Source organism: Nicoliella sp. ESL1120 (assembly GCF_058508515.1).
The window spans coordinates 67,932-85,464 of record NZ_CP196384.1 but is presented as its reverse complement, the minus strand read 5'-3'; the positions used below and the strand labels follow the sequence as shown (position 1 = coordinate 85,464).

Here is a 17,533-nt window from a genome sequence, read left to right as displayed (position 1 = left end):
AGTGAGGTTACCAATATGAGAATCAATATCTTACAACACACTCCAAATGAAGGCCCAGGCTCAATTTTAGACTGGGCGCAAGCACACGACCATGAAGTCTATACCTATCATCCATACCAATTCGGCTACTTACCCACTGCAGATGAAACCAATATGTTAGTTATTTTAGGAGGACCGATGAGTCCCAACGATAACTTTCCCTGGATTCAACAGGAACGCGATTTAATCAATACCCTTTTAAAGCGGAATACGCCAATGCTTGGGGTCTGTTATGGCGCGCAACAAATCACCAAGGCCATGGGATACCCAGTTGGTAAATCGCCAGTCAAGGAAGTTGGTTGGGCAGCTGTTAAACTAGAAAGTAATGCCATTTCTGGATTACCAAAACAAGTCACTGCCCTTCACTGGCATGAAGAAATGTTCAAAATTCCAGCAGGGGCAGAACGTTTATTTTCCACCCCTGGCTTAAAGAACCAAGGGTTCGTGATGAAGCATCGAATTGCTGGACTCCAATTTCATTTGGAACCCAAGGCTAATAACGTTCGTGAGATGGTAGTGAATGATTTTCCATATATTAAGGACTCGATATTAGGCCAAAGCGCTCAAGAAATATTGAACACCCCAGTTCCAATTGAAAATAAGGCAGTCATGTTTAGAATACTAGATTACATTAATGAACAATAATCAATGAAAAAAGGCAGTAGCATTCACGAATGTGATTACTACTGCCCTTTCATTTGATATTTAGTTCATTGTTAATCCACCATCAACAGTGTAATTTTGACCTGTAATCCCATCACTTTCGTCTGATCCTAAGAATACCACCATCTTAGCAACCTGTTTCGGAGTAGTTACTGATTTAAGTGGTGTTTGATTGGCAATTAAGTCAAACACCTCGGGAGTAGTAACAGCACTGGCATTAGTGGTTCTAAGTAATCCTCCTGATACCATATTAAAACTAATCCCAGCACTCCCTAGCTCGGCTGCTAAGTTTCTAGTAAATCCAATCAATGCTGCCTTTGCAGTGGTGTATTCATGGTAAGGAACCACCGGATTTTGAAACAGGTTCGTCCCGATATTAATGACCTTTCCATAATGATTTTTAATCATATTAGGAAGCGCACTTTGGGTAACGTTAAAAGCACCCTTCAAGGTCCCGTCAATTTGTTTTTGGTAGTCATCCCATGATAAATCTTGAAAAGCCTTTTGCTTAACGGGATCAAATTTAAACCCGACTAAAGCATTATTAACAACGACGTCTAGGCTTCCAAAATGATCAATTGCCTGCTTAACTAGTTCATCGATTTGACTTCTGTCCCTAACGTCGGCCTTGATCGCAATTGCATGGTCTGATCCAATTTCTTCAACTACTTGGTCAGCAGCGTCTTGATGATGGTAATAATTTACCACGACGTTAAAGCCCCGTTCACCAAATTGTTTCGCAGTTTCAGCGCCTAATCCTGAACTTGCTCCTGTAATTAAAACTGTTCTTGCCATTTGAAAAATCTCCTTAAAAGACTAATCGAATGAAGCAATAGCTTGATTTTATACACCTTTAATAATCCCTCCGCTAGCATTACCTAGATCAGGTTCATGGGTATCATCTCAGCCATTCCAGCACCCCATTAATCGGTATATTATTTGAATCCACTTATATATTAAGCGATAAAAATGAATTAATCAACTCCATATAAAAACACAATCCAATAACGAATTGTGCTTCATCTTAATTATTTAATAACTCGGTAGACAGCCTCCATTGGTTGGCGTTTCTTAGGCGTAATTGCTTGGTCACGATAACCAAAACTGACCATTACAGAAACGCTCCACTTTTTAGGATCGAAAGCTCCATAATCAGACAGAATCCGATCAATGTTGGCACGGTTAAAGCCCTCGATTGGACAACTATCAATGTCTAACGCTGCAGCGGCATCCATCATGTTCGCCAATGGAATGTAGGTTTGCTTTGAAGCCCAATCAAATAATTCTCGGTCAGTATTTAACTTAAAATCATTTTCCTGAAAACTAATGATTTTTTTAGAGAACGGTGAATCAATATCAAACGGGTGGCCTTGAACATCTTCGCTCATATGCTTAATATGAGGGGAATGAATATTCATATCCTTACGAGCTAAAATTACAACAAATTTGTCAGCGCCGTCAAGGCTCTTTTGCGCCCCCCAGGCATCGTTATACATTGCCTGCTTCAATTCTTTGTTTTCGATCAACAAAAATTGCCAAGGTTCAAGTCCCATTGAACTAGGTGATAATCTAGCGACCTCCATAATGGTATGCCAATCCCTATCGGAAATATGTTTGTTCGGATCATACTTTTTAGTCGCATACCTACGATGGGCTAAGTTAATTAAAGCTTCGTTTTTATCCATAATTGTCATCCTTTTTAATTGATATAATAATAAATTATCATTGATAACAATGTGCCGCAATTAATTCGCCCTCGCTCAGCTAATTATCGATCAGATTTTAATGGATTAGGCCTTTAAATCAAGGCATCATCATGATTAAGCGATAATTTGAAAATAATTATAAATAAATTAGATAAAACCCTTTACATTCTAATTTAATTGCGTTATATTATTATCAACAACAAATCAAAGGGGATGTTTCCAATGCAAACTGAAGGCTTTACCGCAGATTAAATTGTAAGGGATGTGTTTCCACCAATGAGATTATAAGTGAGTTACCCAGCTAATGAAAGAGAGGTACCTACCATTCACTTAAAACATCGATTTACCGCAGATTCTAAATAAGAAAGAAGTGTTTCCACCATTTTGCTAAATAAGATTCAAACTCATAATAATAATGCCTGATAGATCATCTAAAATGGTCTATCAGGTATTTTGATTCCCGCCCTTTTCCCTATCAACGGATGATTAAAAAATAATTAAAAAAGATTAGAAAAAATCGTTCAAAAGGGTTTACTTTATCATTTAAAAGGTATATTATAATGACAATAAATCAAAGGGGATGATTCCAGTATCATGAAGAACGATTTACCCCAGATTTTATTCAAGGGAGATGTAATCACCAACTTAGTACAAAGTTCGTTTTACCCAGCTAATGAACAGGAAGGTGTTACCATTCACTTAGAAAGTCGATTTACCGCAGATTCTAAATAAGAAAGAAGTGTTTCCACCATTTCGTTATTAAAGATTCAAATCCATAATAATAATGCCTGACAGATCATGAATAATGGTTTGTCAGGTATTTTGATTTTAAGCTATTTTATTGCCAAGCTAAATTGAAATATTTAGAACGCATATTTTTACAACTGCACATAAATCATTCATAATATACATATCAATCGAATGAGTCAGGAGATTTTGCCAATGGATAAGCATAAGATCAATAAGTATATCGGAAACGATAAACCATTAGAAATTTATTCAAAATCACGTGATAATTATAAGTATGAAAACTTTGCGCTTGGTTATATCGTAAGGGACTTGGGGATGTACTTAATTTTACAAACGATCGATGACTATGGATTTCTTGATTCATATACAATCATCTTAAAGGATGATATTTCAAAAATTTCATTTGGAACTACTTATTCAAAACTGTTTGACCGTTACGTTGCTTTTACGAAGGAAAATCAACTTTACGATCCGTTTAATCTCCAGCAACAATTTAAAAAATTTAAAACTGATGATTTTTTTAAAATTATTGATTATTGTTTTAAACATCAAATAACCCTTTCGGTTTATAGTACCGAGCACGATTATGTGCAACAGGGTCGTATCATGACGATTGAAAATGACTCAATAACTTTGAACGAAGTTGAATTTAGTGAATTAAATGGATTTAACGATGTTGATGAAAATGAACCCATTAATTTAGTTGATATTACTGCGATCGATATTTTAAGTAAGGAAAGTTTCTTATTCGATCGATTGAGCTAAAAACAATTAATAAAACAGGCCAGCTGCTAATTCAATTGCAACTGCCCTGTTTTTATTTTACTTTAATTCACTATTGGTAATTTGAGTCACTTTATCATTACTAAACACCAAACTGATGGATTTACCATTTTCACCTGTAAGATAGACAACGGTTTTTAACGGTGTTCCGCCACTGGCACTTTCTGATTCCGCAGAAGGCTGCCCTAACTTTTCAATTACACTATTATAGCTATTGCCGATTTTAATTGAATTGATCTTATTATTGTTCAATACGCTTAATTTATTAATATCAGAATTGGAGAATCCCTTAGAAACCACACGATCATTTTCAAACGTAACCGTAACATCTTTTGCTTTAAATTGATTACTCAACCTACTAAAGAGATAACTTTTTACTTCTTTTCCACTACTAACCTTGGTAGTAGTAACTGATGATGGCTTACCAAGCACCTTTCTGACGTATGCAGATGTTGAACCACTGTTATCAACAAAGCTACCAACTTTAATGGACTGAAAATTGTGATAATTTAGACTAGCTTTATGAGAAACTTTAGAAGGATTTGCTCCCCTACTGCCCTTTTTATCTGTATTAGAATTGCTACAACCAATTAATATAAACGTTAGCAATAAACCAGCCGCAATTGAAAATAATTTTTTCATATCTGTAGCTCCTTAAAATTATTTACATCTTAATTATACATTAGGTACAAACTTTGAAAAAGGATAAGACAATGCTAAAAATTTAAATAATTTTTTTATCATCATTAGCTAACTTATTCATCAACTCATCAAGGCTTTTAATAGAATTAAACTCATATTGCGTCAATGGTTCATTCTGATCTTCTTCGCTAAATTGAGAATCAGCATCTAAGGTTGGCTTAAAAGGTAACGAACGCTCCCTTAAAGATTGTTTTAAAAACATATTGATGGCTGTACTCATATTAAATCCCATTTCATTAAACATTTTAGCAGCGTCATTTTTTAAATCGGCATCAACTCGAACTATAATTTGTGATTGCTTCATTTAATATCATCATTCCTTTTTAATAACTATTAATTATACTATACATTGAGTATAAAAACAATTATAGTAAATCGAATAATTCTTAATAATTATTTTTAATTTAATTAATGATATTATGCTTAAAAATAAATATTATAAATTATATTTATTTTAACTACCCTATCTGTGATATAATGGAAATTGAAATTTTTTGGAGGTTAAAAATCATGAATAAAGCTAATATTTCATTAGTTAAAATAGTATTAAGTAATTCAATTGCAATCCAAGCACCCATTTCTGCAATGGCCGCATCAATCAACGGTAATTGGCACGGGAATGATTATGACGTAACGATTTTCGGTGATAAACAAAAACATATGCGCGTTAATAACACTTACGTTAACTTAAAAAGAGTTGACGAAAATAAATGGCAAACTCAATCAAACGGTGCATTCAAAAACTTTAATCTAATCTATAAACATGGGAATTTATACGTTGGTGGCGACTTGCATTACTACTACAAGTTACATAGATAATTAAATTAAAAATTTTTTATATATCATTTTTCTAGGTGGAAAGCTTTAGATGTTGAATTTAAGGCTTACCACCTATTTTTTGATATTAATTGGTAATAAAAATTTAAAATTAAATGTATTTAACCAAATTAATAAAAAATGTTACAATTAAATAAATACATATATGGAGGATTAAGGTTATGGCAACATATTTAATCATCGGTGGGATTGGATTAGTCATTTTATTCATTGCTTACTGTATATTAATAATTAAATCATCGAATAAAAGGGTTAAATCCGAAATTGATTCCGCCCCACAAATTGCTGAGGAAATGAACCCCGGTCAAAAAATAGTTAAAGAGCTTTCAACTACTGGTAGCGAGGCAATTTCGAAATTCCTGGAATCATTTCCAACTGATCAATTTTCTACCCATGTTCAAACTCGACACATTCGTAGAAATGATAGGGATTATTATACTACCCTTGTTACTATCGTTAAATTTCAAGATCATCAAAAAAGAAGATAAAAAAGATTGCTAAAAGCCCATAGGACTTTGGTAATCTTTTTTTATTTATGGGCGGGAAGTTGCTGGTATTGAACTAGGGACTTGCCGTTTTTATTTGTTTTAGATTTTATTAAAAAATTGCCATATAATAATTAGATAGAATCTAATTATTATATGGCAATTAGTTTTTGAGGGAAAATATTATTATAAAATTTAAAGTAAATCAAACTTAATATCTAGTACATAATTCATCTAGAAACGCCATTTAACTATATTGTTTCAGTTAAGAATAATCTAAAACTCATTGAAATAACCTGCATCTAAAACAATTGAGTCATTATATCGCCCTTTAGGCCAGATCTAAACCTCATTGAAATAACCTGCATCTAAAACTAGTATATTACAGATTTAGAATTAAAATTGTGATCTAAACCTCATTGAAATAACCTGCATCTAAAACCTTTACAAAATGGTGATCCACAATATCTTGGATCTAAACCTCATTGAAATAACCTGCATCTAAAACATCATCAAGGGCATCAAGAACCTACAAGCAGATCTAAACCTCATTGAAATAACCTGCATCTAAAACCCAGTGTTAGTCGATCTCAGTAGGAACTTTGATCTAAACCTCATTGAAATAACCTGCATCTAAAACCGGAATCAAAAAAAGAAAAAATCCCGCTTGGATCTAAACCTCATTGAAATAACCTGCATCTAAAACTTAACATGCGAAATCGATTCGTTGAACCGCGATCTAAACCTCATTGAAATAACCTGCATCTAAAACCATTAAATTATAATATAATTTCACTAAAAGGCTATTAAAATAAGATTTCTAAAGATTGAAAAATTAATTTATTTATAATATATCTAAACTCATAAATTATTATACTATAAATAAAAATTCATGTCCCTTTCCATTCACAAAAATCTTCATCAATAAATAAATAATTATAATTATTATTCCATACCCTTTTATGACTATTAAAGTTAAGGGTAAGTATCGTCTTTTTGGACTCGTTTAGTAATTGATTAGTTAATTTTAATTCTGATTCGCTTAAGTAACTAGTTAAATTTAATAAAATAATTAACTTATTATCCTGTAAACTAGTGATGGTCTTAACTAAAGTTTCCAATATTTGATATGGTTCAACTAATTCATCATGAATAAATGATAATTTAGATTGTTTTAATAATTTATCTATATTGGACGTAAAATTCATTCTAATTGGTAAATCAAGAAAATAAGCTTCTTGTAGAAAAATTGAAAACATTTTCCTTTGATTATCAAAAACATCAGCAATGACATTATCTTGTATATCTTGTTCTATTTTCTTTTCAATTTTGGAAATAAATATTTTATCTAAATCAAGATTAATTAAAATATCTCCATAATAATCATACGCATACTTAGGACTAATAACATTGTAGTCTTCGTCACTAAAAATAAGTTCGTCATCATAACTTTTAACTTGATTAATAATCTTAGAATTTAGGGAAGGGCTAGCAATATCTATAATATTCAAAGAGTTATCTAGTATACTATACGGTTCAAAAGGATAAATAGTAATTTTCATAATATTAAAGTCCGATCACTAGAATTAATAGCATCATCATTCTTTTTACCAGAAATAAACTTCATATCTTGATATTGTCGTTCGGTTAACATAAATGATTGAACAAGCCCTTCCTTAGGTGCCAAAACAGTTAATCTATTCTCTGTAAATTTAGCAGATTGACGACTCGTACATACTTTTACATAAACAGAGAATTGCATCATAAAGAAACCTTCTTTTAATAATTCCTTTCTAAAATGACGGTAATTTCTTCTTTGTTCACTAGTTTCAGTTGGCAGATCAAACATTATCATTAAACGCATTATTCGATACCTCACTTGGAATTCCCACCTCAATTTTTATAGAATCTTTTTTCTGATTTAAATAATCAAGACAATTTCTAACGTGATCGTAAATTGCATTTCTTAATATAATCTTTTGGTTATTATAAGTGACCTCTACATCTAACAATCTAATTAAACTAAATTTAACTTCTGGAGTTAATTCTTTAAATTTTTGATTACCTACCCATTGATCAACTATTGGACGAAACGGTTCCATTAAATCCGAACCTAAATTAAAGTAATTTACATCACTATGATGGTGAATTCCTAACTGAGTTAGTTGACCATAAGTGGTAATTTGAAGATTAACTGAAGATAAAATAATCGAATAGCCATAGTTAAGGGCATCGTTAATTGGAGAGATTCCATCCCTACTAAAATCATTTCCAAATAGTAGTAAAAAGTACTTTCTTGCTGTAACCGCTTCGCGATTAGTAATATCATCTAACTCTACACTATCTAACTCTAATACTAGCGAATCAGAGTTAATTCCAAAAAAATTAAGAACTTGAATTTGGTTACTAATCTTACTTATCACAATTTGGGTCCATAACTTCTTAGACAATAGATTTTTATTAGACCAATCAAACTGCTTTTTTAATAAACTAACGTTATTGAAATTTCTAGTATAGTTAATAACTTCTGATATTGGCTGATTAGAATTGTCACTAAAAATAATTTTGACATTATTTTTTGATAGTTCACAAATAGCAGCTGAAGTAATTACGACCTGTAAAGAAGAAACTATTAAAACTTGAATATCCTTTATATGGACATGATTAATTTCAGTATCTGTTTGGATTAATAAATTTCCTAAACTCAAAGATATCTTAGCGTGCTGAGTTACAACAACTGTTCTCCATCCCATTATTATTTTCCTCTTAGACTTGAAATTTTAATTTCTTTATTTAATAATCCTGTTGGCGAAGAATAAATTATCTTGATTGAATCTTTTAAGGTCACTGGTCCCTTACTAATTTCACAATAAAGTCTTCCGAATCTGTTACCTAATTTAATAGCCCCTAAGTCTTCAGAATGAGCATCTGTATGAAGTGCACCTAAAATTTTACTAACTATTTTAATCTTATCGTTTCCCTTATTATCTCCATTATAAAGAGGCAACGAATAGAATATTTTTTCACTCTCTTTAATTGATTCTAAATATCTTCTTTTATGGTACATCGGGAAATAATTAATGATCTGATCACAAATATAATCAAAAATACTATTCATCTTTTCATCATCTATATCATCTTTCTCATCAATTTTCATTTTCTTTAGTGGCCTTTCAAGCGATAACTGCATTGATCTATTCATACAAAATTGTTGATTACTTCGATAATCACCGCTTATTCTATAGTTTCGATTGTATCCATCAACATAGTCTCTGAATGATTGTTCCTTGTATACCTTTGGAATTAGTATTTCGAATTTTTCATTAACAAAACTAGAAATATATTTTTTTAAATAATCTAGCTTATTCGCTGATCTATTTAATTCACATACGACTGAAGTTAAAACCTTGCATATCTTTATGGTTTTCTTTTTCTTTCCAATAATTCTAATAATTGAATAATAAGAAATTTCTCCATTTGAATATCCTCCATAAAGATTTACAGGTTTATTCTTCTTTATAGGGAAAGATGGTTTAGGCTTTTTATTATCAGCTTTTAGTATTGTTTCTTTAAACATTTTATTAGTATCAGTAAAAACTCTATGCGTAACTAAGATACACTTCCAATTAAAAATTTGATCAAGATATTTAATTTGCTTTTGTTTATCCCATATAATTTCACCAGTATCTTTTGAAACTAGCTTGTCCTTCTTAAATTCTCCAAGAACATTATAATTATTAATTCCATTTAGCCTATCTAAGGATACTTTATTCTTGGGATAGTCTCCATACATTACAAATTGATTCCATGTCTTGGAACGACGCATTAAATAGTTTCCAATCATAGCAGCTAGGTATGCATCAAAAGCATGATGAAAATCATTAACAACTCTAATTTTAGGGAATTTAAATTCTCTTCTAAAGTCGGACGAAAGCTTTGCCTTTACATTTATAATTTTCGTTTCTGGATACTGGTTACTAATAATATTACTTACCAGTTTAATTACCTGTCTTGTTTCTACCAGCTGACGAGCAATAAATCGATTAGCTTGTTGATTAAATGTCTCCCTACGCATAGTTAAATTATTATACTTGGTCTTAGTAATAAATCCTCTAGTTTCCAGACTCTTCCAATGACTAATCATACTACTTCCAAATACATCCATTGCGAGTTGATTTTTCTTTACATGTTCATTGTTAATTCTAGAGGTTAAAACCCTGTTGTTTAAAGAATCATCTTTAATTAACGATTGAGGAATAATGTGATCAATATCATAATTATCTATACTATTAATGTCTAGCTTGTATGATTTATCATAAATATCACGACCGTCTTGTTGGAAATAAAGCATTAAGGCATCAGTAAAAGTAGCCCCAGAATCAACCTTTTCTTTATATTCTTTTTTAACATCCTTAGAGAACTTTTTTGACATTGTAGCTAGTTGTTCAGATCTAGATACTGTCTTTTTCCCTTTTTTCTTGTTATCTCTAGCAGCTTCAATAAAAATCCAGGAAGGTTCATAACCCATTACTTTTACAATATCCTTAACTACTAAAATTACCTGACTAATAGATCGTTTATTTTGTGGTGAAGTAAACAAATCCTTAATTGTATCTTTTAATCCACCATCAATTTTTCGATTTCTATCTAAGGTTTTATTATTAATATCAATTATCTGGGATTTAAATTCAGGACTATTAACAATCTGCATAAAGTTACGCTGAGAATTCCAAAGATGATCCATAATTGATTGATCATTATCATCTTTAATCTCTAACAATAATTTATTAGATAGCCTTCCCCAACCACGATAGCGAATGTTGGAAATTATACTTCTTTGGTTATCACTTAACCACTCAATTCGGTTTAATTGTCTTTTGAAAATTTTATTATCTTCAAAAGTTGTTGACCATGTAATTATTTTCTCAATATCATTAAAATATTTATGGTTATCAATCTTTTCATTAATGATGTTTTTTAAGTCAATGTATGATGAAAGAGAATTATTAAAATGTTTGCCATCTGATAATCCCTTAATTATCACATCGGTTGGTACTTCTGAATTCATCTTCAGATTTTCAATAATATCTTTATCCGTTACGCTTTTCTTAGATTTAAATACTTGATTAAAAATTCTTTGCTTTTGATTAACAGTTAGTAGTTCTCCACCTTCTTTACTACCATTAAACAGAACCCTGATTCGATTTAATTCATTTAAAACTGTAAATTTTTGATATGTGAGACTTTTCTCTGAAATTACTTCCTCATCAATTAAGTAACTATCAGTAGTCTTCATTCGCTCAATAAAATTCATAGCAGACTTATCACGATCTACAATCTCATCAAAATTCCATGGGGTTATTTCCCGATTATTTTTACTGTTATTTTTTCTTTCCATCCAAGCAAATTTTGAATCTTTAGAGCTTACTAGTGGTCCCACATAGTATGGCACTCTAAAACCAACTAGTTCATCTAAGGCATATGGAAAGGCCTTTTTTCTAACGGCATCACTAGTTGGATTTGGAGTTGATAATTTTTTATGGAATTCAGCTTGATTTTTAATTATTTCATCCATCTCACGTTGATGAACTTGATATGGAATCGATGAATTAGCAGCGGTTCTTTGCTTTACCAAATAATTTGGATTATTCGTATTTGCAGCAGCTATAATTCGTTTAGAAAAATCATCCTTTCTTTCCTTCAGTATCTTCTTCAGTTTTGGATAAAAAGTTTCAATCTTACCGTCGGAATTATAAATATCATAAGCTGACATTAACTCCTTACCAATTTTAGGATTTGCCTTACTAAATGCCTTTAGCTGATTTAATTGTTTCCCATATTGTTCATATGAACTAATCATTTTTTCAGATAGACTCTGATTCCCTGGGATAATTCCAGAAAGCTGCACTTCAGCATGCAACTTTTTCATTTCATTAATCAAATCATACACATCGGGAACTTTAGATAAGTAACTACTAATGTCATCTACTTTATCATCCCAATCCTTAATATATGTCGGAAATTTACTTTGATCTTCATCAGAAACATCAAGTCCAAATAATTCTTCAAAGTTAGTTTTATTTCCTAAGATACCACTAATTAAATTATTTAAAATATTTTCATCAAGCTTGTTTTCTATTATTTCATCAACAATATCTTTTTTCTTATCTGCATTAGATTTTTTATGATCAAAAGCAATTTTCTTAACCAAATCAAAATCACCACTGAAACCGTTAAAATCCTTGTTAATTTTTAAGAGTTGTTCTTTGATACTATCAAATGATTCTTCCCAGTTAGAATTTTTAACATTAAAACTATCTGCTGAACCATCCATTAAAAAATTCCCACGATACTTAACAATATGATGAATTGCTAAATAAACTAATCTAATATCAAAGGGCTCATGCTTGGTCATCAGAGCATTTCTTAGATGATAAATCGTTGGATAAAGCCGATGGTACCTTTTATCTGTCATCCCAGCTATTAAATTGCTTGCATAACCATGTCGATTAGGATCATCAGGATGTTCACTAAAGTATTTTAGCCGTTGGAAAAAATTAGGGTCTTTTTCAATAATTTCATCATAAAAAAAGTTATCTAATATTTTCAATCGCCATTTTCTTCTTTTGTAACGCCTTCTAGCAGCTCTGTATGTTCTAGTTTTAGCTGCTGTCTCACCTTCATCGAAAAGGCGAACTCCAATGGCATCCTTTCCTTTAACTCTGAGAATCTTACTATTACCATCAACGATTGTCCATCCAACTGATCCGACACCCATGTCTAATCCAATTCCATAAGGTTTTTTATCCATAATAGCCTCCTAAAATTAAATCAATCTAATAAAATATACTAAAATCATAGAAAAAAAGGAGAAAAATCATTAAATGTGATTTTTCTCCCCTCAACGTTTTATATGTATGGCACTAACGAAGTGCCTAAAGATACTTAAATAAGCATCTAAAAAGAAAACTCAGCAAAAGCCTTGTTTGATTTTAACGTTACGCAGATTACTTCAATGAGTTTTAGATTAATTAAATTATATACCAATAGTATTTTTAATGTCAACAATAAACTATATTAATTTATTGTTTTTGAATTAATTTAAATTAAATTATGATGATTGTGAATTCTTCCCTATCTCAACACCATCCCCAACACCGAAACAACTAATATCAAACCAAACATCACCGCATGAAACTGCTTATGATTCATCAACAACGCAATGTATTCACGAATCGTTGCGTTCGGTACAAAAAAGCGACTCGTTTTAGCACCAAGGCCTTGAATATTCAACCCTGCTTGTTGCGCATAGATTCCTGCTCTAAAGATATGATAATCATTGGAAACATAAATCCCCTCGTTAAGCGGAATATGCATTGCTTCAAGGATTTTCTTCGAATACAACATGTTCTGCAGCGTCGTTTTTGACTTCTTTTCAGCTATTACATGTGCTGATGGAACACCTTTTTGAATGGCATAATCACGCATCGCTTGGCCCTCAGGCACCGTTTCATCGCCCCCTTGACCACCTGAACAGATCAATAATGGTGCATGGCCAGTCTTGGCAAGTACTTGATGATAAAATTGGATGCCCTTATCGATCCGCGAAGCTAGTAATGGGGAAACTTGATCACCATTCAATAGTCCTGCTCCTAAAACAATAATGAACTGTTTGTCTAGTCGCAGTTTTTTGAACGTAAACAACGTTGCTGCGGCCATAAACGAAATCACACAGAATAGCACGTATAGGACGGATAAGATTATGAACGTATTAATGAATACACCAAGCGGTCCCATTCGATGTTTATCAAATACCAAGTTCACAATTGGAAATAAAAGCGTAATGACACCAATAAATAGAGTTAACATATTGGCTAACGTGTGGTTTTCGCGTCGCCAGACGATCCAAGCATTCCAGAGCCAAAAGAAACCCTGGAAGAAATAGATTAATGCTGCGATCAACACTAAGATTAAGAAAAAGATTACATACAAACGCACCAAAACCGAGTTATTAAAACTAAGAATCAAAATTGAAAGCGTAATAAAAACCCCACCAGCGGCAATTGTGGCTAAAAAACCATTTAGCAAGCGAACAGGGTTACTACGGTAACTTAAACATAGTAATCCAATAAATAAAACTGTAATCATAGCTGAAATCATGTAAACAGCGATTGGAAACACCCCTTCTTTTATGAATCTAATAAATTCATTTTAGCATAAAAAAGAGCCCCTCCAGATTAAGGAGAGACTCTTCTTCATTACATTACATGTTCATTGATCTGTTTTATCTCTGGACGGCGTTCTTTTTGAAACCCCGACGTCTTAGCAACCACGTATAATGGCCGTTCACGTGAAGTTTCAAAGATTCGGTAGAGATATGCACTCATAATTCCTAACATTAATAGGGAAATTCCGAATAGTTCAAACATTGATACGATCGCAAATTGCAAGGTTGCAAATCCGGTAAAGAGGGAGACTAAGCCGTAAATCAAACCGATTGCAATCATTAATCCACCAACGACGTTCACTAGTTTTAGTGGTACATCTGAAAATGACGTGATTCCATTCATTGAAAGGTGCAACATTTTTGATAACGGATACTTAGTAGTTCCCGCCGTTCTTTCGTCACGTTCGTACTCAACTGCGGTTTGTTTAAAACCAACCCAACTGACCATCCCGCGAACAAAAGGATCTGGCTCATCCATCTTGGACAAGACCTTAACTACCTTGCGATCCATTAATCTAAAGTCACCCGTATCCAGCGGAATATCGATATCAGCTAGTTTATGCAAAATCCGATAAAAAGCGGATGCACTAAATTTCTTAAACCAGCTTTCACCATCACGTTGCAGTCGTTTTCCATATACTACGTCGTAGCCTTCCCGCCACTTATTGATCATTGCAGGAATTACGGAAGGTGGATCTTGTAAGTCCGCATCCATCACCACGACTGCATCTCCAGATGTATAACGAATTCCTGCGGTAATCGCTAATTGGTGGCCGAAGTTCCGTGAAAATTGAACTAGGCGAATGTTGTCATATTGTTGTTCAGCTTCCTGAATAATTGTGGCACTCCGGTCCACGCAACCATCATCCACAAAAATTAATTCGTATTCTTCAGGTTGGCTGGCAACGTAGTTTTCTAAAATTTCAATCGTATGCTTAATTCCGGCTTCTTCATTGAACACCGGCAGGACAATTGAAATTAAAGGATTTTCAGTTCTTGCCATGCCCTAACCTCCTATTGTTATTTGTAAATCGTTGATAAGTCGTAAAGCGTACCGCTATTACCACCCATCATACCACCACCAGTAGGCATTTGTTGATTATTGCTCTTACCCTTTGTGCTGGATGGCTTCATAGATGGCCGCTTGCCATTAAACTTACCACTTGGTTTCATTCCACTAGGGCCACCACTCATTTTGCCGCTTTGTGTTGGCATTTGGCCCTTAGTTTTAGTACTTCCAGTTAATTTAGAACTAGTATTCGTAGTAGTTGTAGTGCCACCGTAATCACTAGCCTTAACCTTCTTCGCATGTTTCTTGATCCAGTTGACAATTGCACTATTAGCAGAACCAGACTTACCACCTGAGTAGTAGTACTTCAATTCGCCACTCTTAACCAACTTCTTAAATTGGCTCAGTGTAATTGCAGGATCGGTCCCATTAAATCCACCCATTGCCATAACTGCTTTACCAGTCTTGATAATGTATGGCGCAGCGGTACCAGAATCATCAGTCGCAAAGAGGTACTTCGCATTGCCTTGATTCTTTTCAAGATAATTGAGCAACTTAGTGTTAACGCTTCCGTTTCCGATACCACCACCGGCACCACCTTGACCATTGCTACTGAGTAGATCAGGCCCTGCAGTTGGGATGGCAGCTGATTCACCAGCAATCGCTGGTGTCATTGACCAAAACGCTGGGGCTAACATAATGGTTACCAAACCACCAATGGTAAACGACTTCAAAGGCTTACCTGGTTTGAGCAATAGAATCAATCCAAAGCCAATTCCAGCGATGATGAGCAACCAAGTTGCCCAAACGTAGTAACTACTTACATACCATGCTTGTAGTAATGCGGTTGCTACCACTGAGAATGGTAGCAAGTAGCGTTTCCAGTCTTTAAAACTAGCCGCTGCTTTGAGTTGTTTGAACATCGTTACCAATCCGATTCCAAAGAATGCGGCGATTGGTGGGGCAAGCATGATCGTGTAGTATGGATGGAAGAAACTGGCAACGGAGAAGAATCCATATACCGGTACTAGCCAACCAGCCCACATCACGACTTGCTTTTGGTTCGCGGTTAATTGATACCATTTCCGCTTGCGATCTAAGAAGAATACAAAAGCACTAATCATCCCAACTAACGAGAATGGTAATAACCAACTAATTTGTGGTCCTAATTGGTCTTGGAACAATCTTAATGGTCCAGCGGTTCCGATGTTAAATGCGCCACCGGCACCTCCCATGCCACCGCCGTTCATTCCACCACGACGGTTTCCACGACCGGTCATCCCAGTTGGAGGAGTTCCCCCAGCTTGACCATTAGCAGACCGTTTCCCAGTGGTATTCCCACCAGGTTGTCCACCTTGTTGCATTCCATTATTTGACTTCGACTTGCTAGTGCTCCCCATTCCTGGGAACGCACCACCAGTTCCAGTCGTTTGTCCTAATAGTCGTTCCGTTCCGTTGTAACCAAATGCTAATTCTAGCACGGAGTTATGTTCAGAACCACCTTCGTATGGGCGCTTGCTTGCAGACGTCATGTCGACTGACAATGGCCAAATTAAGGTAAAGACAACTAATGCAACGGTTGCTAATGAAAGGTGAGCCAACTTCTTCTTCCAATTATAATGCGAAGCTAACCAGTAAAACAATAACATTCCTGGTAAAATCATAAAGGCTTGCAACATCTTAACGTTGAATGCCACCCCAATGACTGCAAAACTGGTTACTAGATACCAAAGTTTATGCTTATCGACTGCCTTTTGCAGCAGGTAGATTGCGAATAATAGGAAGTAAATTAACGTTGCATCCATGTTATTCGTCCGCGAGTCAGCAACTGCAATTGGCGTAAGCGTCATTGCAAGTGCAGCTAAGTTCCCAGCAACGCGGCCAAACTTTGGTTTTACCAAGCGGTACATGAGGTATACCGATCCAAGTCCAAAGAGGACTGATGGTAAAACGACACTCCATTGATGAACCCCAAAGATTTTAGCACTGATCGCCATAAACCAAAGTGCAACTGGTGGCTTATCAACCGTAATATATCCAGCGGGATCAAAACTAGCATACCAGAAGTTTTTAAAATTCTGGGTCATACTAGTAATGGCGGCCGTATAGAAATCATTGGCACTCCCTGCTTCCCAAATTTTCCATGAATAAAGTATTGCAGCAACGACCAGCGTGGCTACTAAGAACCAATCCAGCCGAAATCGTTTTTGCTGTATTTTTGCATCGTGATGCTCAGCTCGTGTTGTTTCAACTTGATTTGATTGATCTGGCATTTCACATCATGCTCCTTTCGAATTGAATAACCATAGTTTAAGACCCGAACCATAAATTA

16 protein-coding genes, 1 CRISPR repeat array and 1 riboswitch are annotated in these 17,533 nt (G+C 34.0%); of the genes, 5 read left to right on the top strand and 11 right to left on the bottom strand.

Annotated elements, in window-relative coordinates; genetic code table 11:
* The first annotated feature begins 15 nt into the window (after window positions 1–15).
* Window positions 16–684 carry a type 1 glutamine amidotransferase gene (locus ACSYTE_RS07265; RefSeq protein ID WP_491717396.1) on the top strand — a complete coding sequence of 223 codons (669 nt, stop codon included), beginning with the start codon at window positions 16–18 and terminating at the stop codon, window positions 682–684.
* A 60-nt stretch (window positions 685–744) separates the two neighbouring features.
* Here the strand turns inward: ACSYTE_RS07265 and ACSYTE_RS07260 are convergent, their stop codons facing one another.
* Together ACSYTE_RS07260 and ACSYTE_RS07255 are read right to left on the bottom strand one after the other, a co-directional pair.
* On the bottom strand, window positions 745–1,497 hold the full coding sequence (locus ACSYTE_RS07260; protein WP_491717395.1) for a 3-oxoacyl-ACP reductase: 753 nt from the start codon (window positions 1,495–1,497) through the stop codon (window positions 745–747).
* Between the two features lie 48 nt (window positions 1,498–1,545).
* A riboswitch (TPP riboswitch) is annotated at window positions 1,546–1,635 on the bottom strand.
* 95 nt (window positions 1,636–1,730) lie between these two features.
* A complete protein-coding gene (locus ACSYTE_RS07255) occupies window positions 1,731–2,387 on the bottom strand; it encodes an NAD(P)H-dependent oxidoreductase (protein ID WP_491717394.1) in 657 nt (218 codons plus the stop codon).
* 615 nt (window positions 2,388–3,002) lie between these two features.
* Here ACSYTE_RS07255 and ACSYTE_RS07250 point away from each other — a divergent pair.
* Together ACSYTE_RS07250 and ACSYTE_RS07245 are read left to right on the top strand one after the other, a co-directional pair.
* A complete protein-coding gene (locus ACSYTE_RS07250; protein WP_491717393.1) occupies window positions 3,003–3,140 on the top strand; it encodes a hypothetical protein in 138 nt (45 codons plus the stop codon).
* 189 nt (window positions 3,141–3,329) lie between these two features.
* Window positions 3,330–3,923 carry a hypothetical protein gene (locus tag ACSYTE_RS07245; protein WP_491717392.1) on the top strand — a complete coding sequence of 198 codons (594 nt, stop codon included), beginning with the start codon at window positions 3,330–3,332 and terminating at the stop codon, window positions 3,921–3,923.
* A gap of 57 nt (window positions 3,924–3,980) precedes the next feature.
* Here the strand turns inward: ACSYTE_RS07245 and ACSYTE_RS07240 are convergent, their stop codons facing one another.
* Both ACSYTE_RS07240 and ACSYTE_RS07235 read right to left on the bottom strand, forming a co-directional pair.
* Window positions 3,981–4,583: a DUF3862 domain-containing protein gene (locus ACSYTE_RS07240; RefSeq protein ID WP_491717391.1), complete on the bottom strand. Its 603-nt coding sequence runs from the start codon at window positions 4,581–4,583 to the stop codon at window positions 3,981–3,983.
* A gap of 82 nt (window positions 4,584–4,665) precedes the next feature.
* Window positions 4,666–4,947, bottom strand: coding sequence for a type II toxin-antitoxin system RelB/DinJ family antitoxin (locus ACSYTE_RS07235; protein WP_491717390.1), 282 nt, complete (start codon window positions 4,945–4,947; stop codon window positions 4,666–4,668).
* Between the two features lie 206 nt (window positions 4,948–5,153).
* Here ACSYTE_RS07235 and ACSYTE_RS07230 point away from each other — a divergent pair, with 206 nt between their 5' ends.
* Window positions 5,154–5,462, top strand: coding sequence for a hypothetical protein (locus tag ACSYTE_RS07230; RefSeq protein WP_491717389.1), 309 nt, complete (start codon window positions 5,154–5,156; stop codon window positions 5,460–5,462).
* 179 nt (window positions 5,463–5,641) lie between these two features.
* Window positions 5,642–5,968, top strand: coding sequence for a hypothetical protein (locus tag ACSYTE_RS07225; RefSeq protein ID WP_491717388.1), 327 nt, complete (start codon window positions 5,642–5,644; stop codon window positions 5,966–5,968).
* A 270-nt stretch (window positions 5,969–6,238) separates the two neighbouring features.
* Window positions 6,239–6,737: a CRISPR direct-repeat array (repeat unit 36 nt; unit sequence GATCTAAACCTCATTGAAATAACCTGCATCTAAAAC).
* 118 nt (window positions 6,738–6,855) lie between these two features.
* Here the strand turns inward: ACSYTE_RS07225 and csn2 are convergent.
* The 7 genes from csn2 to ACSYTE_RS07190 all read right to left on the bottom strand — a co-directional run bounded on the left by csn2 (window position 6,856) and on the right by ACSYTE_RS07190 (window position 17,474).
* A complete protein-coding gene (gene csn2 / locus ACSYTE_RS07220; RefSeq protein WP_491717387.1) occupies window positions 6,856–7,527 on the bottom strand; it encodes a type II-A CRISPR-associated protein Csn2 in 672 nt (223 codons plus the stop codon).
* Window positions 7,524–7,829 carry a CRISPR-associated endonuclease Cas2 gene (gene cas2, locus ACSYTE_RS07215; protein WP_491717386.1) on the bottom strand — a complete coding sequence of 102 codons (306 nt, stop codon included), beginning with the start codon at window positions 7,827–7,829 and terminating at the stop codon, window positions 7,524–7,526. Before cas2 ends, csn2 begins: the two co-directional genes overlap by 4 nt.
* Entirely contained in the window at window positions 7,807–8,718 is a 912-nt protein-coding gene (gene cas1, locus ACSYTE_RS07210; RefSeq protein WP_491717385.1) for a type II CRISPR-associated endonuclease Cas1, read from the bottom strand. Before cas1 ends, cas2 begins: the two co-directional genes overlap by 23 nt.
* A 2-nt stretch (window positions 8,719–8,720) precedes the next feature.
* Window positions 8,721–12,776, bottom strand: a complete 4,056-nt coding sequence (gene cas9 / locus ACSYTE_RS07205; protein ID WP_491717384.1) for a type II CRISPR RNA-guided endonuclease Cas9 — start codon at window positions 12,774–12,776, stop codon at window positions 8,721–8,723.
* 323 nt (window positions 12,777–13,099) lie between these two features.
* On the bottom strand, window positions 13,100–14,113 hold the full coding sequence (locus tag ACSYTE_RS07200; RefSeq protein WP_491717383.1) for a YdcF family protein: 1,014 nt from the start codon (window positions 14,111–14,113) through the stop codon (window positions 13,100–13,102).
* Between the two features lie 110 nt (window positions 14,114–14,223).
* Window positions 14,224–15,195 (bottom strand): glycosyltransferase family 2 protein, encoded by a 972-nt coding sequence (locus ACSYTE_RS07195; protein WP_491717382.1) that lies wholly within the window; start codon window positions 15,193–15,195, stop codon window positions 14,224–14,226.
* Window positions 15,196–15,212: 17 nt separating this feature from the next.
* Window positions 15,213–17,474: a glycosyltransferase family 39 protein gene (locus tag ACSYTE_RS07190; protein WP_491717381.1), complete on the bottom strand. Its 2,262-nt coding sequence runs from the start codon at window positions 17,472–17,474 to the stop codon at window positions 15,213–15,215.
* Window positions 17,475–17,533: the final 59 nt, after the last annotated feature.